Here is a 23796-nt window from a genome sequence, read left to right on the forward strand (position 1 = left end):
TGTGGTTTGGCTCGTTAGTTGGGAAGTTGCAGGACGCGATACATGCGGCTGTCGCAATCGGCGGGATGCTGGTCGGTTCGGGGCATGCCTTGGTCCAGCCATTGGGTCCGGTTCGTTCCGGCTTCGATGACCACGGGGGATTGATACCAAACCTCCATGTCGTAGCTATATTGAATCGCGTATCGGCTGCCCGGTTCGGAGTTGAACTCAAGCAGGACGGAGTGATCTTCCATGCAGAGGATTCGGTCCACCGCGACTCCGAGGATTTCCGGAGCGGGAGTGGTCGCGGGGAGTGCGGTCTCGCTGCGATGGCTTGGTGACGGTGTTAGTCCTGAGCTGGCAGAGTAGTATTCCAGCATCAATTGCAAAGAGCTTCCCGCCGCCAAGGGCTGTTGGTGGGTGATGGTGTTACTGGAATGACCCCAGAGCTGATAGCCATTGGCCAAGTCGTCGATATGGAGCTGGAAACCGCCAATGGCACGGGCTGCCCCGTTGGTGACGGTCACCCTTTGTTCGAAGAGTCCCGTTTGACGATTCAAGCTAATAGCCCCTGCCGAAATGGTCGGTGGCGGAATGTCCGGGAGGGTGACTTCCATGGTGGCTTCGGAAAAGGTCCCTTCCAAGTCGGTGATGCGAATGGTGAGGGTCGCGGAGCCAGACACATAGGGCGCAAAAACGAGGGAGAGTTCACCGTTGGTCGCCCCGAGGGTGACTGAGGAAAAAATGGTCTCATTGGTGTTCTCGACCACCGCATAGCGCATTTGATCCTCGGGGTCGGCGTCAAAGGTGTAGCCCGCGAGGTCTGCGGTGATGGGATCCGCGGCGGGGTTCGCCGTGAAATCAGGGAGGTCGCTGGTAAAGGCCGGGACATCGTTGACGGGCAGCACCGTAATTGTCGCAGTGGTCTCCACCATCAATCCGCCTTCGTCCGTGGCTTCCAGTCGCAAGATCGCTTCTCCGTATTGGTCCTGAAGAGGAGTCATGGTGAAACTTTCCGGGACGGGGGACCCAGTCAGCAAAAGCGAGGGATTTGAATTGGAAACAATGCGATAGACCAAAGCACTGTCGGCGCTCTCCTCATCATCGAAACGATCCCAGAACGAGGAGGTCAGGGGTGCGCTGTCCTCGTCAACGGTCAGCGCCAAGGGGCTGGCTGTCGGAGTGTCATTGACCTCGAAGCCGGCAAAGGTGAAAGACCTGCGAACAGGATCGGTCACTCCGTCGGATACTTCCACTTCAATGGTTTGGAGGCCTCCTTGGTTGTGGAGAAGAGTCCCACTGAGTTCTCCGCTCGAGCTGAGCGAGATCCACTCCGGTCCATCGAGAAGGGAGAAGTTGAGGGATTCGTCCTCATCATCATGTAGAGCCATGAGTTGATGGGAGAAGGGGATGTCCTCCACCACTTCGGGAATTTCCTGCTCGGGAAGATCGGGCACGTCGTTGGCGTAGAAGGCCGAGATTTGGCCGTCGTTTCTTGCGATGATGAGGTAGCCGTTCGAGTAGCTCAGTCGCCCTCCGACTGGAATCGTTTGCACTGGGTCCTCTACCCCGTAGCGGTAGATGTAGGTGTTTTCCTCGGTGGCTGCGATGAGGTAATCATTGAGCAAAAGAGGTTGTCCGGAGATGAAAGTTTCAAGGGACGGATTGCGATAGGTGGTTTGCAAGGAGCCGGTCGCGAGGTCGTAGCTTGGGAGAGTGTAGCTCTTGAGGGCAAAGACCTCGTTTCCGAAAACGGCCGGGCTCCCTGAAAAGCCGCTTTCAACTTGCCATCGGATTTCACGCGATTCCAGGTCCAGACAGTTCAGGTGGGTGGTGCTAATCAACAGCGCCTCACTGGTTGTGACCGCAGAGACTGTTTTCATGCTCCAGCCGTGCCAATCCCAAGAAGTCGAGAAGTTCCAGATGGGATCTCCCGAGTAGGGGTTGTGTTCGGTAAAGTTGCCGGCCACCCAGCTGTAGAGCTTTCCGTCAATGAGGGTCGGGGTCCATTCGTCGTATTGGGCTTTGTCTTCGAAGAAGAGCTGATTGCCGTCGTGGTCGAATCCATAGAGACCACCGTAGGAGCCGCCATTGATATAGATTCCGTCGTCGTTCACTGCCGGAGCCTCGTAGATTTCCCATTGGGCAGTGTGGGCGGCGGACCAGATACTCTCTCCCGTTTCGGCATCCAGGGCCCATAGCTGGGTATCGCCACTATGATTTCCCCGTTGGAGGTAGATGCGTCCGTTGAAATAAGAAGGGGGATTGAGGGAGCGAGCTTCTTCGAACTCGTGGGCCCAGATTTCCTCTCCGGTATCGAGATCGAATGCTCGGGCGTTCACGGGGCCCCCGAAGTAGACGAGGGGAGTGGTAAAGACTTTTCCATCCGCAATGGCTGCGCGGTTGATGTCGTGCTCTCCCCGAACCATCGCGTCCCAGGCAGGAAGGAAAGTGTGGGTGCCGAGCGAGGCCGGGTGATGACCGAGGTGAGCGGGATCATTGCCAAAGGTCGTCCAATCGCCGCCATTGCGATTGGCGGGTGTGACCGTGACGGAGATAGGCTCACTGGTGGTTGTCTCCACCGCGTTGGTAATGGTCACCGTATAGGACCCCGTGTCCTCAAAGGTGAGACTACGCAAGCTCAAGCGATTGCGGGTTTCTCCCGAAAGGGCCTCTCCGTCTTTGAACCATTGATAGCTGAAGGGGCCGGTTCCCGAGACAGTCATCCGCAGGGTATGATTTTGACCCTCCCCGGCGGCGAACGATTCGGAAATCGATTCGATCACGGGAATGTCATTTTCAGAGAGAAGAGCAACATCGAAGGTCTGGGTATAGGACCCTCCATCAGCGGTTGAAGCCGTCAGGCGGATGGTCTGGCTCGAGAGGCCTGACGGGGTATTTCCGTTCAAGGTCGGCGCGGATGGGGTCCCTCCAATTTGAGCCCATGATAGCTGCGGCTGAAGACTGAAAGTGCTGGCCTCCGACAAGCCATCGGTCGAAAGAGGGAAGCTGAAGGGTCGATTGGCAACCAGTTGGAAGGGGCGGGGGGAGGTGATTACCGGGTTGGGGGACTGGTCTGCCACTCGGAACAAGAGAACTTGCGCGTTCTCTTTGTTGACGAGCCAGCCATTGGCCAGAGAAATTTCCTCGAGGATGATTTTATTATCGAGGGCGATAGCAGGTTTGGCCTTCCAGTTATTGTTCTCGTTTTGAAAGACCAGGAGGACCCCGGAACCCCGGTCGCCTTTTGCCCCGGGAACCGATACGGCGGCGATATCTCGATCGATCGCGGTTCTCACTGTATTTCTGGAACTGAGGGAAGTGAGGGCTGCAAAATCCGAGGTCGCAAAGTATGACTCTACGTTGAAGCGCCCTCCGTTGTTAGAAAACAGAATTGTGATCTCGGGAATTCCGGAACTGTTCGTTGATGCGACGATGATGCGCTGCTTGTCCGTAGCAATGGAGAAGCGACCCGAGCTGTACGAGCTCGAGATGATGTCGTGCTCGGTATTGAAGATTTGCTGGAGATTCCATCGGGAAGTCTGGTGAGACCTTCGATAGATGAAGATGCTTTCGGTTGTTGCGTTACCCAAGGTCATGGTGCCGCGCAATGCCAAGTGCGAATCTGCGGCCGCAAAGCTTGCGGCAAAGTTTCGTAGGGTGATTCCGGTGGGAGTTGAAATCGTTTGTTCCAATACGAGTTCTGGAAAGGTGCGGTAGACATGAAGCAGGGAGTTTCCGGTGCTGTCCGCCTGGGTGGAGATGAAGAGCAGATCGCCCGAGGCTGCAATCGAGTCGGGAACGGCGGAGCCGGGGAGAGGGACTGTCTCGTCCAACAACGTGAACCCAAGAGGGTCGACGGTGATGCGGGCAATACCGTTCGATTCCAAGGTGAAGTAGGAATCCCCGGCTTTGACGACTTGTTCCCCATAGATGCTCGAGGTGGTGGTTTCTTCACGATCAAAGCTACGAGGGGTTCCGATTTCCCCGGTTTCAAAATCGAATTGATGAGTAGAAATGTCGAAGTATGGGTATCTGCTCGAGCTGGTAACGAGTTCTCGGTCCAGGAAGGTGACCGAGGTCCCATTAACGAGACCCTCGGGAACAATGGCGGAAGGGATGAGCGAGAACTGATAGACCTCGCCTGTTAGAATCTGGCGGGAGATGCGACGATCAATCCGCCAGAAGTAATGCTCGAAGTCAGATAGTTGCGGCGCGTCAAAGGTAGGCTCCGACCCTTGGGCGACCAGCTCCATGCTGTCCCTGCTCGTTCCAAGATAGAAGAGGTAGGCCTCTGCCTCGCCGATGGCCGGAATCGAGAAAGTGGCGGGAGGGTTGGATGAGATCTGATAGGGTTGAGGAGAGACGCCTGGTAACTGGATATAGTTGTCGAGTCGTATGGACTCCAGAATCTGCTCTTCATCAACGAAGCGGAGGATATACTGGTCATCACTCGTGATCGCTGCGGTCGAAGCGGATTCCCCCAAGACCTGAACAAGTTGACCCGACTCACCCCAGAAGACACTGCTCTCACCAATCGCAACCAATCCGTTTCGATCGGTTGCTCGAATCGTTTCGTCGAAGTCAGTCACGAAATTAAGCTCTGCATCAAAGACCTTCTGACCTGCGAAAACGCGCCGAGCTCCATCAGTCACCAAGATTGGGAAGTCTCCGCTATTAATCGTTGCAATTGGCCCCACGGGACTCAGCCCCTCTTCCTCCAAGGTCTGATAGGTGATTTGAACGGCATTCGAGGTTCTGCGATAAATCGTCACTCCATCGTCGGCGAGAGTTCCGCGCGAAATTCGGGAGTTGCGTGAGTTCTGATTGGTTCCGACTGACGCTCCAGTATCAGCATCGATAGGATAGAGGTAGTATCCGCGGGTCAGGAGGAGGGTGTTGGAGGGCGTTGCCAAGATCGTTTCGTGGGCGTATTCCAACTCGATGGTATGACTCGCAGACCAAGACGAACGGTCGAAGGAAATGACCTCTTCACCTGACTGGGTGAGGATGAAGACTTCTTCTTCGCTTTCGAGAAAAGAGAAATCGAGTGCTTCCCGGCCTACGGCGGCGAAGCGCGAAATGGTGGCGTCGGAGCCATCGATTTCCAGCAAGAAGGATGGACCGTCAACGGCGGGAGTCATACTGAGCGCGAGGACTTTCTCCGAGTCCGGAACAGTCTCGAAACGGGAAATGTTCAGATTATGAATGGTCAGGTTGACGGGAAGCTGGAAGCTGGTTCCGTCGGTCGTTACTCGAATGCTTCCTTCGTATTCTCCCGGAGCAAGATGAGTCGCTTCGACCGCAAACGTCAGGTTGCCCCCGACAGTGCCAGCTGTGGTCTCGACAGAGAGCCAGGGTGTCGTTGTGGAGGCCTGCCAATTGGAGTTGGATGGGCCTGACATGAGGGCCGAGTGAGTCACCGAAGGCATGCCTTTCGGTCCATCCAAATGGAAGATCCGGGGGGTCGTTTCAATGGGGGCGACGGTGAATGACCAGGCCTCTCCTCGACGGGTTCCATTGAGACCATTGATGTCGACTCTCCAGAAGTAGGTCGCCCCCAGTTCGAGGTCTTCAATCAGCTCGCTCCACGAATTGGTGGTCGTGTTGCCGAGATGCAGCTCGCTATTTGGTTGGGCATTGAGCACTGCGGTTTCGTCGCTACCCAGGTAGACATCGTAGGAAAGGGCTGAGGAAATCAGGGTCCAGTCCAGCTCCTGAGAGCTTCCGATGATCATCGAGTTGTCTGCGATTCCTGGAACAATTCCGGCTGGTGGCAGCTCGATGATTTCGGTGAGGTCGACTGCTGTCGGCGTGTATTCGTCACTCTCGAACAGGAAGAGTTTTTCCTGATCGGACGAGAACGCGATGAGGTCGGTGATGACGGGGAGATCAGCGAGCTCTTCGCCGTTGGTGGAATTGTAAATGGTCTTGTTAGAGGCGGTTAGATTCCCGCGATAGGAGAGCGCCTTGATGGACTCGTAGTGAGGGTAGCTGGTATCGAATGAGTCGAAGGTGCGGACCTCCTCGAGGGAAGGGGAGAAGAGGACAATTCTTTGCGCCAACAGGGACCCGTCTCCTGACGAGACCGGAGCAAAGTGGTTGTCGAAGTCAGCGATATCCGAACTGGTGATCTGGTCTTCAGACAGATCAAAGCTCTTGAGCTGATCCGAGGACAATTGTTCGGCATGGTAGTAGGTCGTGCCATCGGGACTTATGACCCCCGGTCCCTGATAGGTTCCGTGAGAAGACTCGGCCAAGCTCGTGCCGTCGGCTGTATCCATGAGATGCATTGTGATCCACTGGTTGTAACCGGTGTAGAGAAGGCGCCCCTCCCGTCCGGCGTAGACGCGGTAGACATCATCTCCGGAAGTTCGGGTTCCCAGCTGGTAGCTCTGCACTTGGTTCAGGGTTTCTCGGTCGAAGGCCCGGAGGAGGCCCGTGACGTGGTTCGGCAGGTAGATGCGATTCTCGCGATAATGGATGTCGAAGCTCGTCACCGCATTGCCCACCGGGATGGCGTCGGTAATGGTTTCGCTATTGGTATTGAAACGCACCAAGTATCCGGGGCGTTCGTCAGTCTGGCTGATCTCGCTAATGAGGTAGATGAAGGGGCGCTCCACGTCGGCCTCGAGCAAGGTGTAGGACAAGGGGTCAATCTCGAGGTTGATGGGAACCTGAAAGGACGAACCGCCCGAAGAGAGGTCGATGGCACCTGAGGCTTTGATCGAAGTCGTGCCCGTGGGGGAGGGGAGAGAAGCTGGTATAATGGCGAAGTTCACCTCTTCTCCTGCCTGACCGGTGGCTGTTGTGATTTCAAGCCATGGCGTGCTCGTCGAGGCGCTCCAGCTCAAACCCGCGGGCCCTTCAGTCGTCAATGCCTGAGGACGAACCGGGGCGTTGGCTAGCACATCAAGCTGGACTGCCCGGGGACCGGCCACAATGGGGGCCACGTGAAAGGACCAGACATCGCCTTTGACTACCGTGGAGATGTTGTGGAAGTCCACACGCCAATAATAGGTGGTGTCGAGCGATAGACCTGCCAGCTCCGTGGCCCAGTCGTTAGAGGCTGTATTCCCAAGGAATTCGGAGCTCTCCAAAGTGGCTGCATCGACTGCAGCCTGCGAGGTGCCGAAGTAGACATCGTAGCTGAGGGCAGAGGCCTCCATTGACCAAGAGAGTCTTTGGTTCGTGTCGTTTACCACCCCGGAGTCGGCAATGTGGGGTTCGATGCCAGTTGCGATTTCGCCGAGGGTGGAAAGGTCGAAGGCGCTGAAGGTGGTAGAATTTAGCGCGAACTGGAAAGCTGTCGACTGGTCAGCCGTGATGGCGATGAGAGAACTCTTCAACGGCAGAGTGGCAACCACGAGCCCGCTGGATGTGTTGAACACCCGGTTGTCGGTGAAGACAAATTCCCCTCCTCGCGTGAGAGCCCGGGCCGACTCATAGTCGGGATAGCTAGAGTTGATTCCCGGGACAGTGCCGATTTCTTCCAGGTCCGGAGCCAGGATGCTTTGTCCTTTGACGAGACGACTGCCATCACCCGCGGTCAGTATCGTGGAGCCGGTGCCCGCGGTGACTGATAGATAGTCGTCCAAGGTGTCATTGATGGTGTCGTAGCGGGCGACGCTATTGCTCAGATTGAGGTGGTAGTAGTAGCGCCCGCTGGGATCGAAGACGCCCTGCCCGGCCCGCCCCGAGCCGCTCGCAATCCTTTCTCCGGTTTCAGTGTTGACTAGCCAGAACTCGATCCACTGGTTGTATTCGCTGACGATGATTCGACCTTGTCGTCCTGCAAAAACACGGTAGGCGTCGCCACCGGAGGAAGCTTCGGCCCGGGGAGTGAATTGATAGCTTTGCTCTTGTTCCAGACTATCGAGATCAAAGGCGCGCAAAATCCCGGTCTCGTGGTTGGTCAGATAGATGCGGTTTTCCTTATTGTGGATAGCGAGATCAGTCACCGAGCGACCGCATTCTACTGCCTGGACCATCTCGCGGGAGACGGGGTCGAACTTGATGAGGTAGGAGGACTCCAAGCTATTGATGGACTCTTGGCTAATGAGGTAGATGAAGGGGGTGACGGGATCGGCCTCCACTAGACTGAAGTTCAGGTCGTCGACGAGCAGGGTAACCGGCATCTCGAACTGAGAAGTTCCCACTGTGAATTGAAGAGTCGTCTCGAAGAAACCACTCGCTAGTCCGGTGGTATTCGCGCTGAGAGTGATGGTGGAAGGGGTGGTGCCGGAGTTGGCGGAGATGGTCAGCCAGTCGGCATCAGTAGAGACTGTCCAGTCGGTGGCGGTGGAGGCATTGATCTCCACCGTGTCGGAAATGTTCAGAACGCCGGCCGGCCCGCGAAAGTCGATTTGAGATTGGGAGAGCAGCAAGGCGGAGACTTGAAAGCTAAAGACCTCGCCGCCTGTCCGTCCGGCTGGGACCGCTCGCCAGTAGTAGGTCGTGTCGTCATCCAGTGCATCGGGGAGGGTGAAGGTCTGGGTAGAAGAAGTGCCAATAAACTCGGCCGAAGAGGGAGTGGCATTGCGCACGGCGGATTCGCTGGTGCCGAGATAGATTTCGTAGGAGGTGATTCCTGACACGGGAAGCCAGCGCAGCTCGGAAGGGGTAACGACGATGCTATTGTTCTCCGGAAAGATTTCCAATCCCAGTTCGTCAGCTCCCAGGGTGTCGAGCAAGTTCAGCCAAACAAGTTCCTTCTCAGAGGTGTCGAATGCCACGAAGTAGGAGTAGTCGGGAAGAACGGTCTGCACTCGATAGGGCTTCGGAAACTCGTGTAGAATCTCTCGCCCCAGCGTCGGATAGATGGCGTCTGCTCCTACAAGAATCTCGGCGAGAGGAGAGATCGAGAGGATTTCATCAGGATAGACCGCTTCAACGGTATTGATGTTCCCCTGATTGATTTTTCGGTTTTTCACAACCAGAGTCTCGCCATCGGAGGAGATGAGAGCCGGAGTGTCGAAGGGATCGCGATCAAAATTGGGAGCAGATGACGAAGAGCCCATAGTAAACGATTGGAGTTCTCCTGTGGCCGCGATGTCGAAGCGCACGATGTGGGTTCCTGAGGATCCGGCACCGTCACCATATTGTCTCCAGCCAAAGAGGAGGGAGCGATCAGGAGAAACCACGATATCACCATAGCCGTGGTCGTTTCCTGTATTGGGGGTGATCTCAGACTGCGAGCCAAAGGTCTGAAGAACAGAGCGCGCGGAGGTGTCGTAGGTGCGCAGGCGGGGTCCCCATTGTTCATCCACGTAGTAAATGATGTCCCCCGGCCCATCCGCGACGTGACCGCCAAAGTCATCGTTGCGGTTCGAGAACTCGGTCAACTCGTAGGTCTCGGTAACAGTCAGGCTGTCCAAATCGATCCGCTGGATGGACGGCGCGGAAGTGTTCATGACGAGAAGCTCCGCAGCACCTTCGGTGAGGTCCATATCCGTAGGTTCTTCCTCGAGCGGAAGCTGTTTGATCAGCTCTTGACTGAGGATGTCAAAGACCAGCAGCGACCCTCTGGCTTTTCCTGTCGAGTTGATTGCGTAGAGCCGGGGGCGACTGGGATCGGGAAGAAGCCTAACGATGTTCAGCTCTTCCACCGTGACCATCACAGTGACTTTCTGAAGAGTGTCGAGACCGGAGATGCTGACCTCGGCGCTGTATTCACCCACAGCCAGACCATCGGTGTCGAAAGAGAGGGCAAAGGCATTCTCTGCGGTGAGCCACTCTCCGCTTAGCCAGCTGGCCGAACTTTCAAAGCCCAGGCTATCCAAACTGGTGCCGGTCTCGGTCGGGCTGATTGTGAGTCGAGTGGTCTCGGCATTGGTGCCGGCCAGAGTGCTTGCGCGAACGAGATCCTCGTCAATGCGAAAGGCTGGGGGATTGACCGTGAGGCTGATGGACTGGTAGGCAGAAGCAGGGATGTCTTCCAGCTCGGTATCCGCTGGAGCGATAGTGAAAAAGTCTTCGTAAGTTCCAGGGGCAATCCCCTTGGAACGGATCACAGGCGAGACCGTGGTAGTGGAATTGGCTGCCAGTGTGAACGGCTCCATACTGAACCAGCTCGGGGCCGAGCGAGTGTGCTCAAGCAAGGAGCTGGCGAACTGATCGACGAGCGAGGGAGAAAACAATTCGCCCCCCGCCTTGGAAAACAGGGCGAAGTAGAGGCGTCCGTTTGGAGGCAGATTCGAGACGGAGTGAGTGTCATTGGTAGTGGTCGTGGGTGCAGAGCGTACGACGTTGCTTCCGGCAGGGACCATAATGAGATGGTTGACCGACGAGTCAGAAGCTCCTCCTACCGATTTTTGAAAAGCCTGATAACCATAGCCAGGATCGAATTCTTGCAGGGTGACTGAGCCATTTCCATCTGCTCCTAGGTTGCCGTTGATATTGAAGCTGGACGAGTTCCCGTAGTCGGCCACCAAGACAAAGAGTCCATCCAACTTCAGCGTGAAGTATCTCGCTCCGTTGGTCTCGGCAATGTGGTTGTTAGAATAGAAGAGACTCAGCGAAGAGTTGAAGCTGAGAAAGTTCCCGCTGTCATACATGTCGCCTCCACCGTCTGAGATGCTGTTGCCGGTGTCCCCATCGGAGAAAAAGTAGCGGCCTGGCAAATGGCTGAGGATCTCTTCCGCCGAGTCGTTGAGGCCTTGCAATACACCCTCGAGATCCCGTCCGATGGAATCCTGAAAGAAGGCTTCCAGATTCGCGCTTGCGCTTGGGTTTTCGTTGCTAACATCCAAGTCGAAGGTCGTGTCGTGGCCGTAGCCGACGGTGATGGAAAGGGGGCCTTCTGGCTGGATGGAGATTTCCTCAAGGCTCGGCGCTCCGTGGATGCGAGACGTTACAAGTAAAAGAATGGAAAGGAAGGAAACGAATCGCATGTTAATGATATGTGATGAGAACTTGGTTGAGAGTTGTCTAACATCTCAATGATGGAAAGAGAATTGTGGCAGTGTGGATTCCTGCAAATCACTATCACCGCGCGGGGGTCAAATGTTTGTTGACGGAACTGTTTTCGGTTCTCTAAATGAGCTGAAACCGCGATGCTCCTAACTCGTTCCCAAGGTGGGTCTCACGAATTCGATATTCCTGAGCGTGTTGGATTTACGATAGAAAGTATAGTCTGATTGGAATGGAAGGAGGTCCCCAAATCGAAGTGTTGAATTCGGAAAATATTCTTCTTTTTCTTATAGTTCACATAAGTTAACGATTGTTGTTTTCGTTCTTTTTGAATTCTGGGATTCGGCTGTTCGAGCTCGAAGCGACAGGATTGAGTTGACCGCCGAATTGTCTCCCTGACGAAGAGAGTTACTCTGTGGAGCGAAATCCAACGAGAGCGCAAATTCTGATCTCGATGCGGTTGAGGTGTTGGGACAGTGGCAAATTCCCAAAGCAGCGGGGGGAGTAACCACAAGAATGGGCTGAAGAGATAGACTCCTCCGAAAAGGTAGTTGCTCTTGCGGGTAGTCTCGGGCTGACTACAGATCACGCCAGATTTTCACTTCGTCCACCACCGCCTGATGTGGGACAGAGAGCCGGAGGAGAGTCTTTGTGGGATGAGCGATTCCGGCGGAAGAGAAGGTCGCAACTTCCTGTCCGTCTATTGTAACCGTGATTGCTTCGCCCTTGATTTCGATGAGCAAGTCATGCCACTCGTTCGTTTCGCTGCGATGCGTGAAGCGCTGCGAAGCTTTTTTTAATACTTCTTCTTGTTCGGGTGACAGTTTGTCCGCCCTGCGCGCATCCCGAATGGTGAGGTTCATCACTCCTGTCTTGAGATCCGTGACGCTGACGGATTTTTGGTTGATGACGACTTTGAAAAGATGGCCGGCCCAGACGCTCTTTTCCTTCAGGTCGGCAAAGTTGATGCCGAGTTCGTCCTTTGGATTTTCCAGCTTGAACTTCATTCCCACGGCACCATCGCGTAGGTTCATTGCCCGACGGACTGAGACGGCATGGTCCGCGACTGGATGGAGGAAGATGCGCATCGTGCCATCTTTCAGATCGACTTGCTTGTTTCCTTGCGCGCGGGTTTCGCTTGCGGTGGTCCATCCTCTGCCGATTTCTTCCTTTTCTTCCTGCGACTCATTGCGTTCAAAATCGTCGGAAAAGATGAGTTCACGCTCGGCTGGCAAGTGAGGGGAAAGACTTGTTAGAAGAAGGAGCGTGATGGCAAAATTTCTCATGGTGAAGTTGGATGCAGTCCAAGACTTCAGGGGAAATGTCCGCCCTCTCTCGTGTTGTGCGAGATTTTCACCTCCAACCGTGAGAACGTATTGCCCAGCAGCGCTAACCAGGGATGGAGCCGCTGGTCGGAATTGAACCGACGACCTATTCATTACGAGTGAATTGCTCTACCCCTGAGCTACAGCGGCGACTTCCCGAGAAACTACGAAGAGTGGCTGCGGGAGGAAAGAGGAATTTTTTGCCAAGCGCACTATTGCGGCACCAGGAAGCTGAAGCGGAGACGTAGCATCTGACGGTCCGTTGCTGAGATAGGGAGAGAGGATCGGATGATGACTTCGCGTCGGGACCCGTCTTCCCCGATTGGGTAGTCGTCGGCGATGAGGGTGTCTTCCGGGTTCGTTCCCCAGTTGAGGTTGTCGGTGGCGAGCTCACCTGTGATGGAGAGAAGGGGGTCGCGTGAGGGGCTGATGCGTTGGAACTTTACTGCTGGGTAAAGGGTTCCTTCCAGGTCGTATTCGACGTATTGCGCGAAGCCGAGGCCACTTGTTGCGTCGGTGGGGCTGGTGCCAACCGCATACTCGATGAGGTTTGGCACGGTGTCTCCATCCGGGTCGGCGAGAGGACCGATGACATTCTCATCGTCGAGTTCCTCGGGAAACCAGTCTTGCTGCCATTGCTGGAAGGGGGTGCCTTGGACTTCCAAATTCAGGTTGATGGTGTCGGTTAGTTCTCCGCCGGGGCCCGTATTGCCGAGGTCGTTAGCGAGGATGGTGAGCTGGTGGGTGCCCAATGGGGTGCCTACGGTGGAGTAGAGAAGGCCTCCACCGTCCACGACCGCATTGATGGTGGAGGGGATGGCTGTCACGCTGACTGCCGAGGAATTGTTATGGGTCACGCTGCCCGAGAGTGGACCGGTCTCGTCGATGGAGAGGCTACCCTCGGCGACAGTGAAGGTCACGCTGATGGCGGCGGCGGGGAGATCGGGGTCGTTCACCACGAGGCCGAAAAGCGGAGTGGAGACTTCAGGAGCAAAGGTGAAGGAGGCTTCTTCTGTAGTCGTGATGACGGGGGCTTCGTTGACGTTGTTGACGACGATGGAGAAGACTTTTTGGAAAGAGTTCTCTGCGGAATCGGTGGCTTGAACAGTAATGCTGTGTGAGCTGTCAGTTTCATAATCAAGGAGAGTGCCCTCGCCGACGAGGAGCTGGCTTTGATTGGTTCCACCGATTTGAAAGCGGCCGCCCGCGGAGTCCACCAGAGTGTAGGTGGCGTTGTTGTCGTCGTCTGGGTCGGTGACGCTGAGGCTTCCGACTAGGATGTGAGTGGCACTATTTTCATCAACCTGAAGAGGGATTCCGCCGGGACCGGTCAGTTGGATGTCGCTGGGCCCCGTATTGGTTATGGCATTGACGGTGAGGTTGAAGGTGACTGGGGTGGAGTCGGCACTGCCATCGTTAGCGGTGAGGGAGATGATCGAGGAGCCCGAGGCGTCGGCGAGGGGAGCGAGGCTCATTTGACGGGTCGCACCAGTCCCGCTAATAGTGATGCCCGCGTTGGTGATCAGGGAGGTGTTAGATGAAGTGGCTGTGAGGGTGACGCTTTCTATAGCGGTGTCGATGTCTGCGATCGCGATGGGAAGCTCAAGGACCTCATCTTGATTCATCACCTGATCGGCAAGAGTAGCAATGGAGGGTGCGTCATTGGTCGCTGAGACCGAGACCGTAAATGTTCGGGAGCTGGTAGCTCCCTCAGAATCGCGTACAGTGATTGCGATGGAGGCGCTGCCAGAGGCATTGGGTGCGGGGGTGATGATGACCGTTCGGTTGCCGCCAGAACCTCCAAAGCTGATTCCGCTGAGGGGGACCACAAAGGGGTTGCTGGTGCTCCGCAAAAGGGCGAGTGAGCCGTTGGGGGTCTCGTTGTCGGAGACCGTAAAGCTGATTGTGCGTGAACTATCTTCTACGATGGAATAATTGCTGATGAAAGAGATGGTCGGTATTGCGTTGCTACCGGTTTCGCCAGATCCTTCCGTGTTCTGCGGAATATTCCAACTCGCGAATGGCTCGTCGGTTGGCGAACCTTCTTCATAGCTGAAAGTCTTGAAGGTGAACTCCGCGAAGTTCAGGGAGACCTTCTCAGTGGGTTTATCTTCGCCGCCAGACAGACCCATCTCGTGCTTGGTGACGATGACGTCCTGCATATACATGCTGAGGATAGGCAGGTCCTGCTTGAGGCCGGAGGTAACGAAGATGAGACGCGCATCACTCATGTGCTCCCCCGTGATCGCTGTGCGAATGAGCTCGGGTGTGGCAAGGTCGGTGTATTTAACGAGAGTCAGATCTTGGAAGGAAGGCTCTCCGTAACTCGAATTGTTCCCGAAGTGCGTTGTTCCGGATTGAGCGAGACCCCAGTTGCCCGCCAGGATGTCGATCTCGTCCTGGTGATCTTTACTCTGGGATTCTCCTTTGATGCGGCCTTCGTCGAGCTTGAGGAACATCTCAACTGCCGCATCGCTCTTGATGAAGAGCCAAGGGGTGGCGAGTAGCAGGCTCAGCAAGCTCCAGCCGATGATTCCGCGGGCTTGCGCCTGTCTTGGGCTTTCGATTGCTGAGTTCCTCAAAGTATTCGTTCTTTTGGCAGAAGCTGTGATGTGGACGAATTAAAAGTTGCCTTCTTTGTTCGCTACGATGTCCCAGTCGATTTCTTCGGTATCTCCTGGGGAGCCGTCCGAAGGCTGCTCCTGGTAGGTGAGCTTGAACTTTGAGAAATTAAAGGTGACGTTTTCCGTTAGTCTGTCTTCGCCACCGGAACCGCCTGTGGTGATGCTGCTGACGATGATGTCCTTCAGGTCGAGTGTAATATACTCCAAGGGATTTTCGCCGGCCTTGCGAACGACCAAGGTAGCGTTATCGATGCGTTCACTCTTGATTGCTTTTAGCATGAGAGGGGGGGACGACTTATCAACATACTTGGTAACGGTGAGATCTTTGAAGGTTGCCTTCCCTGCGCTGGGTTCGTTTGTGTGCGTCGTTCCTGAGTTTGACATCCCCCAACTCCAGGCGAGAACATCGATTTCATCTTTGTGAGATTTGTCATCTGACTCTCCGTCAATACCGTTGACTCTTAGGAAGATATCCACCGCTCCCGAGACGGTGACAAGAGGTAGCAAAAGAGCAGCTACAACTGCAAGCCACCCGAGTGCCGACCAAATTGTCTTATTTTCCTTATTCATCCGCTATGAGGGGTAGGCATGCTTTTTTTTATTAGCAAGAGAATAGCAAATTCTACCACCGCAAGATTTGGAAGAGGTTGCTGAAGTTATCGGTCCAGATGACTTCGTGCTGGGGGATATTGGGAAAGGCTCTTTCTATGACTACTTCATCCTGCAGGAAAGGGTAATGCTTGCTGAGGATGATCCAAGAAGAGGGAGTCTTGGTAATCGATAACTCCCTGACCTGAACGATCAGAGGAAAGTATCCTAACAATTCACTTTGACTGCCGATGAGGTCGCGAAAGTCGAGAAAGCGGTTCGAGATATTGATGGCAATCACGGACTCCTCGTCCCGAAGACAATTCTGATAAAGTTCAAAGGCTTCGCGAGTGAGAAGGTGGGCTGGGACAGAATCGCTGGAGAAGGCATCCAACACCAGCACGTCGAAGCGACCAGGCTCTCCGGCCGCGAGTTCCCGCGCGAGAGTGAGGCGGGCGTCGCCTTCTTGGATCTCGGTGGTTGCGGGACTATTGGCGAGATAGCTGAAGTAGGGCTCTTCTCCCAATGAGTAGTTCACAACTGCAGGGTTGATTTCGTAGAAGCGCACAAGATCGCCCTTTTCGCCGTAGGCGGCTACCGTTCCTGCGCCTAGTCCGAGCACTCCGATGCGCAGCGGGCGTGGGGGGTGGCTGAGACGTCTGGGGTGACGTTGAATGGCGAGTTCCACTCCGCTATCCTCCCCGTAGTAGCTGACGGGGAGCTGCGCGAGTTCCTGGTCGAGGTATTGAAAGCCATGATTGATATTACCATGGGTCAGCTGAACCCGAGCAGGCAACGCGTTGGAGATTGCGGGCTCGATGGAAACCTTGAGCGCGCCGTAGAAGTTGCGCTCCGCTACCAGAGTTCCTTTCTGGTCGTCCCGCACTCGCCACATCAGAAAGCATTCGGCCACAAAGATGACGAGCACCACCGATAGGCGTGGCCAATACTTCGATTGAGCAAAACGGGTCTGCCTGAGGGCGAAGCCGATCGCCCAAGCGAATAAGAGCGCGAGCACTGCATGGAGGAGGGGATTGCGCGGAAAGCCATGGTCCCCATTCCTGTAGAGCTCGCTGCCGAGGCGGATGACGAAGTAGAAGATGAAGGCGAGGAGAAAGACCAGCTGCCACCAGTCTCCGCGATGAAAGAGCGAGTCTTTTTCCCGAAGCAGGAGAATCCCTAACAGCGCCCAAGCGATAGTGGCGATGATGTTGAACTCCCAAAAATTATTGAAGAGGAGGGGAGCAAGAAGGCTGATGAAGAGGCCTCCCAAAGCGCCCCCGAGAGAGACCATGAGGTAGAAAAGTGTCAGCCGCGAAGTCGCCGGTCGCAGCCGCACCAGCTCACCATGACCAATCATGCAGAAGAGAAAGAGAAAGAGCCCAAAGGAAGCGGCATGGATGGGAATCTTAATTCGAATCCCTAGCGACGCGGTAATCAGCACTGCCACGGTCGCGATTGCTCCCGCAAAGAGGAAGAACCGACGATGATACCAGGCTGGGCGGTCGAAGCAGATGATGAAGGAAAGGAGGTAGAGCGTGAGCGGCAGCATCCAGAGAAACGGCACCGCTGCGACTTCCTGACAAAGCTCGTTGGTCACTGCCAGCAGCATCGCCGAGGTCGTCATGGGGAGCAGGAGCCACGAGGCCAGCGTCAAGACTGTGGGCGGACTGTCTGGAGTCTCGATCGCTGTTAGAGCAGGCTGAGGGGCGGCTCGCGGCTTGCGAGCAAGCGCGATGACACCGAGCGCAAAGAAGGTGAAGGCGATGGCCCATGCGATGGCTTGCGTTTGCACGGAGAGAAAGCGTTCGACCAGGAAGGGGTAGCTCAGCAGCCCCAAGAGAGAGCCGATGTTAGAAATCGCGTAGAGCCGCCAGGTCTTACTTTCTTCCATCTCTTGCCCTTGCCAATACTGGATGAGGGGGCTGGTGGAGGAGAGTAGAAAGAAGGGAAGCCCAATGGAGACGAGCAGGAGCAAAAGGATCTGTTTCTGGGGCGCTTGCGAGTTTTCCGGCAGCCAGCTGTCGTCGGGAATCAAGGGCGAACCCCAGCGCGACCAAGCCATCCCTAGTAGAAGCACCGCAAGGGCGAGTAGACTTCCGTGGATCCGGCCCTGCGACTTTCCGGACAGTTTGGAGAGACCGTGGGCGTAGCTGTAGCCTCCCAGAAGGAGTACTTGGAAGAACAGCATGCAAGTGGTCCACACCGCTGGAGAGCCTCCGAACCAAGGGAGCAACAGCTTGCCCATCAGGAGCTGAACCATGAAGAGTAAGAAGGCCGAAAGGAAGATAACGAGGGTCGGGAGCATTGATGAAAGCTTGACCCACCGAATGCACTGCGTGAGTTTGTTCGGCCAATGTCTGAAAGCTCACCTCATGCGACAAGCGCTAAAGTCTGGAAGGGGCTCGCTGTTGCTGGAGGGCTCTATCTCTGTTGGTTTTATTTCGACCAGAGAGTTGTTCGCCTGGAGGAGGAGATTGCCGGACTGAGGGAGGAGGTAAAGGTGCTGGCTCCGCTCTCCAACGTGATGCGTGGCTATCGTCCCGACTCGTCAGCCAGCTCCAACGATTATTTGCCCCAACAAGCCACGGGCCCGGCTAATGTTCCCGAATTCGGGCAAGACCACCCCCTTGCCTGGTGCCCTGCTACTCAAGATGGAGGCGAGGAATGGCTGGAGCTTCACTTTGGCGAACCTGTCCTCGCTAAAGAGATTCGTCTCCACCTCAACCTCAATCCCGGAGCGGTGAGGCAAATTCTCGGCGGCTCGGAGGAAGGTGAATTGTCTGAACTCTGGCTTGGCGACTTTGGCACGGAGCCGGAGCCCCTAATCTCCTTGAAGTCTCCAATCCCACTCGTTCGCGTGCGGTTCAATTTGGACACGACCCGAGTCGAGGGCTGGAATCAAGTCGATGCCGTAGCTCTCATTGACGAATCCGGCGCGGTTCACTGGGCCCGCAAGGCCCGGGCAAGTAGCTCGTGGGGGAACAGTCCTCACTGAAGAAGTTTTCGAATTAGGGTTGTTTTTTTAAGTGCTCTGACGTGTTAGGATGTCAGCTCTTGGAAGGGTTCAATCGGTCATCACTCCGAGGTTTATTCTGCTGATTTGCAAAACGGGGTAGCCATCGGGAGTCAGGTCGGCTGCTTTACCCAGTGTAGGGCGACTGTAATGCTGGGAGAGGGGGGAATTAGTAATGACTCGGGGCGATACAAGAAGTAGAACTGAGAAAGAACGCGATGATTCACCAAAGCCTCACTGACTTGATAGGGAAGACCCCTTTGCTCCGCCTCAATGCCTTTGCGCCCGACCATCAGATTCTCGCCAAGTGCGAGTTCATGAACCCGGTCAGCATCAAGGACCGGCCGGTGCGGGAGATTCTTTTGCAGGGGGAGGCCCGCGGGGATTTGAAGAAAGGGGGAACCATTATCGAGGCTACTTCGGGGAACACTGGGATGGCGCTGGCGTCCCTCGGCAACCGTCTGGGCTATCGGGTGATCATCGTAATGTCCGAGATTCAAAGTGTTGAGCGGCGGATGGTGATGAAGGCTCTGGGGGCTGAGGTGGTGCTCACTCCGGCGGCTTTGGGCACCAAGGGGGCAAAGGCTCGTTTGGACGAGTTGTGCGCCGAGAATCCGGACTACTTCTATCTCGGGCAGCACATCAGCGCCGACAATCCCAAGGCTCACTACCGGACCACTGGACCGGAGATCTGGGAGGACACGGCGGGGAAGGTGGATATCCTCATTGCGGCACTAGGCACGGGTGGAACGATTTCGGGGGCCGGGCGCTATCTCAAGGAACAGAACCCTGCGGTCCAGTGCATTGCGATTGAGCCGGAGGTGGCTCCCTATATTTCGCAGGGAATCTTTTCTCCCCATCGCATCATGGGCACGGCGCCAGGCTTTGTGCCGGAAGCCATGGACCAGAGCGTGATCGATTCCTTCGAGCTCATCTCCGAGGAAGAAGCCTTCGCGACTTGTCGCGAAGTTGCGGCCAGCGAAGGAGTGCTGGTGGGCATCACTTCCGGAGCCAATGCCGCGGTAGCCCGCCGGGTGGCGCAACGACCGGAGAACGAAGGAAAGACCATTGTCTGCATCTTCTGCGACACCGGAGAGCGCTACCTCACCGTCGAGGGTTTGTTTGATTGAGTTCACTTTGGGGCCGCCGCTTGGCCGAGGAAGATTCTCATTGGGTCGTCCATTTGGGCAGGAGAAGGTCGGGCGCGAATATTCAATTTTTCAAAGCATGCTACTCGAATGAGGCGATCTCGATTTTCGAAAGTTGCTCGTGTTCGAGATTTGCAACTTTACCTGTTAGAGAAAAGCGAGAAAAGATCGCGATGGTGTCGCCACCAGTTGCTTTGAAATCTCTCCTGAGGATCGAGCCGAAGTTTTTCGGATAGAAAGGCGGCGAAGTTGGGGTGGGCGGCCTCGATCTGGTCCCGTCTCGCCCAGCGGTGATAGGTTAGAAAGTAGGATCCTTGGAAAGAAATCGCGAGGTCGATGAGGGATTGGAAGACTTGCGCTGCTTGGGCGATGCCCTCCTCAGAATGCTCGGTATGAAGATTGAAGATCACGCAAGCGAAGTCGCTCTGGGCCCATGAGAGAAAGCTAACGGAGTCTTTCCTGATGAGCCTCATGGTGCCGTAAATCACCGCCACACCTCGGCTTCGGAGAAGAGTGGCCGCTTCCTTCATGAAGGAGATGAGGTGGTCGTGGGGCACATAGAGCTCGGTAATCATCTCGCTGGCCTGACAGGCAGGGCGGGCGTCGCGATTGAGCTGCTCGTGATAATCATTCACATACATGCTCAGCTGGTGGATGTCGGAGTAGTAGAGCTGTCCGTGGGTCGAAAGGTAGTAGTCGGCGTATGTTTGAAAGGCCTTCTTCCGGTCGTGGTGGGCAAGGGTAACCAGCTCCTGCCATTTGGTCGCATTGAGAACGGTTTGCGAGGTCGGAATGACCGGGTCGCCTGAGACCGGTCGATAGCTGGAGAGAACTCCTTTCCACAAAAAGTCGTCTGATTGTTCGTCGATGGAGAACTGGAAGTCGCCGTAGAGACACCCCCTGCCGATGCGCTCGCGAATGGTGTCGGGGAGGAGGTCGAGGGTGGTGACTTCGACGATTCGCTGGAGCTTGATTCGCGGTGAGAGTCTCAGCGTGATGGCCGTGACGATGCCGAAGCAGCCGTAGCCTCCAATCGCGAGGGCAAAGAGCTTTTCGTTTTCAGTGCGAGAGCAATGATGGGGCACGCCTTCCGCATCGACGATTCGAAAGCACTCGATGTCGTCGACAAAGGGTTTCATGCGGAGGCCGCGGCCATGAATATTTGCTGCCAGTGCGCCGCCGATGGTGAGGTTGTCGGCACCCGTCTGTTTCTGCCGAATGGTCCACACCGTTTCCTCGCCCTCTTGCTGAGCATGAAGCGCCGCCAGCAATGCCGGCCATTGTATCCCGCAGCCGACTTCGACCGTCCCGTGGACGCGGTCCACGGGTTTCACAAAATCTAGACCTGTCATGTCTAACAGGAGAGTGTCTTCGCCAAACTGCTGTCCACCCATGGCGTGCCGTCCGCCGCAGATCGAGATCGCTCTCCTCTGATTTTTGGCCTCGACGACGGCACGAATCACGTCGTCCTCATCTTGCGGAAAAAGCACCTCCGCAACCCGGGTGGGGTTCAGCTTGGAGTGAATGTCGTTGCAACGCAGGGAGGGATTCATGGCGAGGAAGGGACGGCAATACAGAGACATTCTCCCTTGGCCAGAGCCAGATGATCGAGTCCGAGGGGGGAGAGGATCTCAGCTCGAAGGTCGTGGTCGTCGATTACCTCTGACAGGTCGAAGCCAGCTTGGGCGAGAAATCGGGGCAAGTCCGCTCGAGTAGTGCCCCAGAGAAAAGGTTCCTGGCGAGCCTTGAGCCAAGCTGCGATCAACGGGCTCTGTCCGCGAAAGCCGATTTCTCCTTCTTCATCTTTTTCCATAAAGGTGAAAATCAGCTTGCCGCAGTAGGGCGCGATTTCACGAAAGAGGTTTTGAACGGTCTCTTCGGTCAAATACATGGTGAGCCCTTCTAAAACAAAAACTGCAGAGCTTTCTTTATCCAAACAAGTCGAAGTCTCCAAAATGTCGGAAAGTGAAGACTGAGTGAGATCGGCCGGCATGAGGTGGAAGTTTCCTCCATCGGGGAAAGTGCTTTGCTTCCCCGCTTGGGTGGCCGGGTGATCAATTTCGACAAAGTGGCTTTGCGGAAATTCATCACGGAGGCGCAGGCAAAGGGTATCGTAACCGGCCGCGATGACGATGAGGGCTTTGTTCCCTTTTTGAAGAGCCTCGCGGACCGAGAGTTCGATCTTTCGCTTTCGCACCAGATAGTGAGCCACGATTCCGGGCAGAAGAGTCTTTTCGAGAGTCAGGAGGAGTCGTCGGGGAATCGGACCCAGTGCGAGGCGGAAGGTTTTGTGGCCTTTGGTTTGTTCCAGAATGGCTTCGCTGATTTCAGCCTTTTGGGGTGCCACTAGCCTCCGTAGCTCAGAGTCTTGCGAGGCCAGTAAAATCGTCCGGGCAATGAGTCGCGCGGTGTTGCTGGCATTGTCGTCTTTCATCGGGAATTAGCGAGAGACAGAGTCTAACGAGCTTGGATCACTCTTACGACTCCTATCATCACTGTAGGTCGTGTCAATCTTCCCAAGGTGAGGACTCTTTGAGTAAATGTTGAATGGGTAAACATCCTAAGAGTGAGTGGTTTCAGTCGGGGATCTTGACTGTCTGTGACTGTTAGTTCAGTTTGTAGAGGTCATGAAATGGAGTCTGCCCGCAGTCTATCTTCTGGCGCTTTTGTTGGGGTGGGGATTGGGAAAAGGCCTATCTCCGAACGATGATGGCGTAGAGTCCAGAACTCAGAACCAGTCTGTTGACTCAACAAAAGTATCAAGTCGGCCTCGTGTTGAAGATGAGTTGAAAGAGAATGCATCGAAGGGGAAGAAGACTGTCGCAGCCTTCGAGCCTGCAAGTGATTGCCGAGCGGCTTTCGAAAACCTTTTCAAGAGAAATCACGATTACCTTCTCGATGTCTTAAAAAAGGAGGGAATGTCTGGTTTGGCAAAGAACGCGGATTTCAATCGGCTTGGAATACGCTTCACTCAGTGGTTCGAACAAGATCCTCTCGCAGCCTGCGCAGCTTTTTCCGAGCTCCCAAAAGACGGTCTTCGGAATTCTCTACGCTATAAGTATCTCTTCAAGCCATTGGAGGAGAGTGAGTTCGATTTTATCGGGGATTTAGATGCGTGGAGAGCGATCCACTCCATTGACCCCGAAAGTTCCGTTAATGTGCTTGTGGACAAGATTGGCAAGTTGGGCGACCTCTCTCTTTTGCAGACAGCGCTAAGTGAGCTTCCTGATTGGTTTGAAAACGATAGTTATGGATTTTCTCTTGGACAAACTTGGCCCTTCGAACGGCGAGAGGAACTACTGGCAGCGTTGCCCCCTGAGCATTGGCATGCAGTCATTTTACCATTGGTTTCAAACACTGATCCGGAAGTGGGACTCGACTGGCTGCTTTCTGTTTTTCGGGCTCAGACAACGCCTCAAATGGTGCGTGGAAATTTGGTGGCACGAATGGATTGGGTTGGAGAGATGATTCAAAACAGTAATCGCTCACCTGAGGAACGAGCGGCTCTTCGTGCTGAATTCGAGGGCGAGAGTTCGAGTTCGATGGGGAAGATTGTAGCGGGAGATGTGTCTCGTTTTCTTCGAGGAGAAGAAGATCGTTTTTACCAATTTCATACCGGCAACGTCGGTGCATCAGCGCTGTTGGATGAACTCTTGAAACATCGTTCAAGCCTAGAGGGGCACGAGGACGAGGTTCGGAGTAAGGTCTTTGCTCATCTGGCGGAAACCAATTTGCATCTCGCACTTGAACTCTATGAGAATGATAGTTTGGAGACGGTCGATGACCAAAAACTTCGTGCCGCGAGAGAGGCTTTTCACGGGGTGAATCCAGAGAAATTTCTGCAACTAATGCAGAGTGTCGGGCCAGGCAACGAGGAGATGCTTGAGGTGTGGAAAGGAAAGACTGAGTCGAATCTCGAGCGATATGGGGAGGACTACTTGAGTTGGTTGAGGAGCTTGCCTGAAGAACCACAAAAGTGGCTGGCGTTGGAAGCGGTGGTTGAGATGGGTCAAGAACGGTATCCGGAATTAGTGGAGGATGCTCAATTGCAAATTCAGAATCGATGAAGCTCAAAAATCACATTGGGGGTGTGCTTATCGCTGTTGTGTTGGGTTATTCTCTTGGTTGGAAGCCAAGAAATGAATCCTCGCCCATCGATGGGAATTTGGACAATGGAGAGGCGAATGGGGCTCTTTTGAAGGCTC

10 protein-coding genes and 1 tRNA gene are annotated in these 23796 nt (G+C 55.1%); 3 read left to right on the forward strand and 8 right to left on the reverse strand.

The genetic code is table 11. The annotated features are described in order from the left end of the window. Window positions 1-14: 14 nt before the first annotated feature. From IE099_RS07930 to IE099_RS07955, 6 genes are all read right to left on the reverse strand, one after another. Entirely contained in the window at window positions 15-10871 is a 10857-nt protein-coding gene (locus IE099_RS07930) for an outer membrane protein assembly factor BamB family protein (RefSeq protein ID WP_189569342.1), read from the reverse strand. A 597-nt stretch (window positions 10872-11468) separates the two neighbouring features. Then, window positions 11469-12176, reverse strand: coding sequence for a hypothetical protein (locus tag IE099_RS07935; RefSeq protein ID WP_229809441.1), 708 nt, complete (start codon window positions 12174-12176; stop codon window positions 11469-11471). A gap of 114 nt (window positions 12177-12290) precedes the next feature. After that, window positions 12291-12365 (reverse strand) — tRNA-Thr (locus IE099_RS07940). A gap of 62 nt (window positions 12366-12427) precedes the next feature. Next, window positions 12428-14797, reverse strand: a complete 2370-nt coding sequence (locus IE099_RS07945) for a type VI secretion system tube protein Hcp (RefSeq protein ID WP_189569345.1) — start codon at window positions 14795-14797, stop codon at window positions 12428-12430. Between the two features lie 39 nt (window positions 14798-14836). Then, the gene (locus IE099_RS07950) at window positions 14837-15409 is read right to left on the reverse strand and encodes an Hcp family type VI secretion system effector (protein WP_189569348.1); all 573 of its coding nucleotides are present in this window, start codon (window positions 15407-15409) and stop codon (window positions 14837-14839) included. A gap of 52 nt (window positions 15410-15461) precedes the next feature. Further along, a complete protein-coding gene (locus IE099_RS07955; RefSeq protein WP_189569351.1) occupies window positions 15462-17735 on the reverse strand; it encodes a hypothetical protein in 2274 nt (757 codons plus the stop codon). 48 nt (window positions 17736-17783) lie between these two features. Between IE099_RS07955 and IE099_RS07960 the strand changes: the two genes are divergently transcribed. Beyond that, window positions 17784-18425, forward strand: coding sequence for a hypothetical protein (locus IE099_RS07960; RefSeq protein WP_189569354.1), 642 nt, complete (start codon window positions 17784-17786; stop codon window positions 18423-18425). 236 nt (window positions 18426-18661) lie between these two features. Further along, the gene (locus IE099_RS07965; protein WP_189569357.1) at window positions 18662-19573 is read left to right on the forward strand and encodes a PLP-dependent cysteine synthase family protein; all 912 of its coding nucleotides are present in this window, start codon (window positions 18662-18664) and stop codon (window positions 19571-19573) included. A 158-nt stretch (window positions 19574-19731) separates the two neighbouring features. Here IE099_RS07965 and IE099_RS07970 read toward each other — a convergent pair whose 3' ends face one another. Both IE099_RS07970 and IE099_RS07975 read right to left on the reverse strand, forming a co-directional pair. Then, window positions 19732-21144, reverse strand: a complete 1413-nt coding sequence (locus IE099_RS07970; protein ID WP_189569359.1) for an FAD-binding oxidoreductase — start codon at window positions 21142-21144, stop codon at window positions 19732-19734. Next, window positions 21141-22025 (reverse strand): class I SAM-dependent methyltransferase, encoded by an 885-nt coding sequence (locus IE099_RS07975; protein WP_189569361.1) that lies wholly within the window; start codon window positions 22023-22025, stop codon window positions 21141-21143. The genes IE099_RS07970 and IE099_RS07975 overlap by 4 nt, the downstream gene beginning before the upstream one ends. Before the next feature lie 640 nt (window positions 22026-22665). Here IE099_RS07975 and IE099_RS07980 point away from each other — a divergent pair. Next, a complete protein-coding gene (locus IE099_RS07980) occupies window positions 22666-23658 on the forward strand; it encodes a hypothetical protein (protein WP_189569363.1) in 993 nt (330 codons plus the stop codon). Window positions 23659-23796: the final 138 nt, after the last annotated feature.

Origin of the sequence: Roseibacillus persicicus, from assembly GCF_014651675.1 — a bacterium.
Classification (GTDB): domain Bacteria; phylum Verrucomicrobiota; class Verrucomicrobiia; order Verrucomicrobiales; family Akkermansiaceae; genus Roseibacillus; species Roseibacillus persicicus.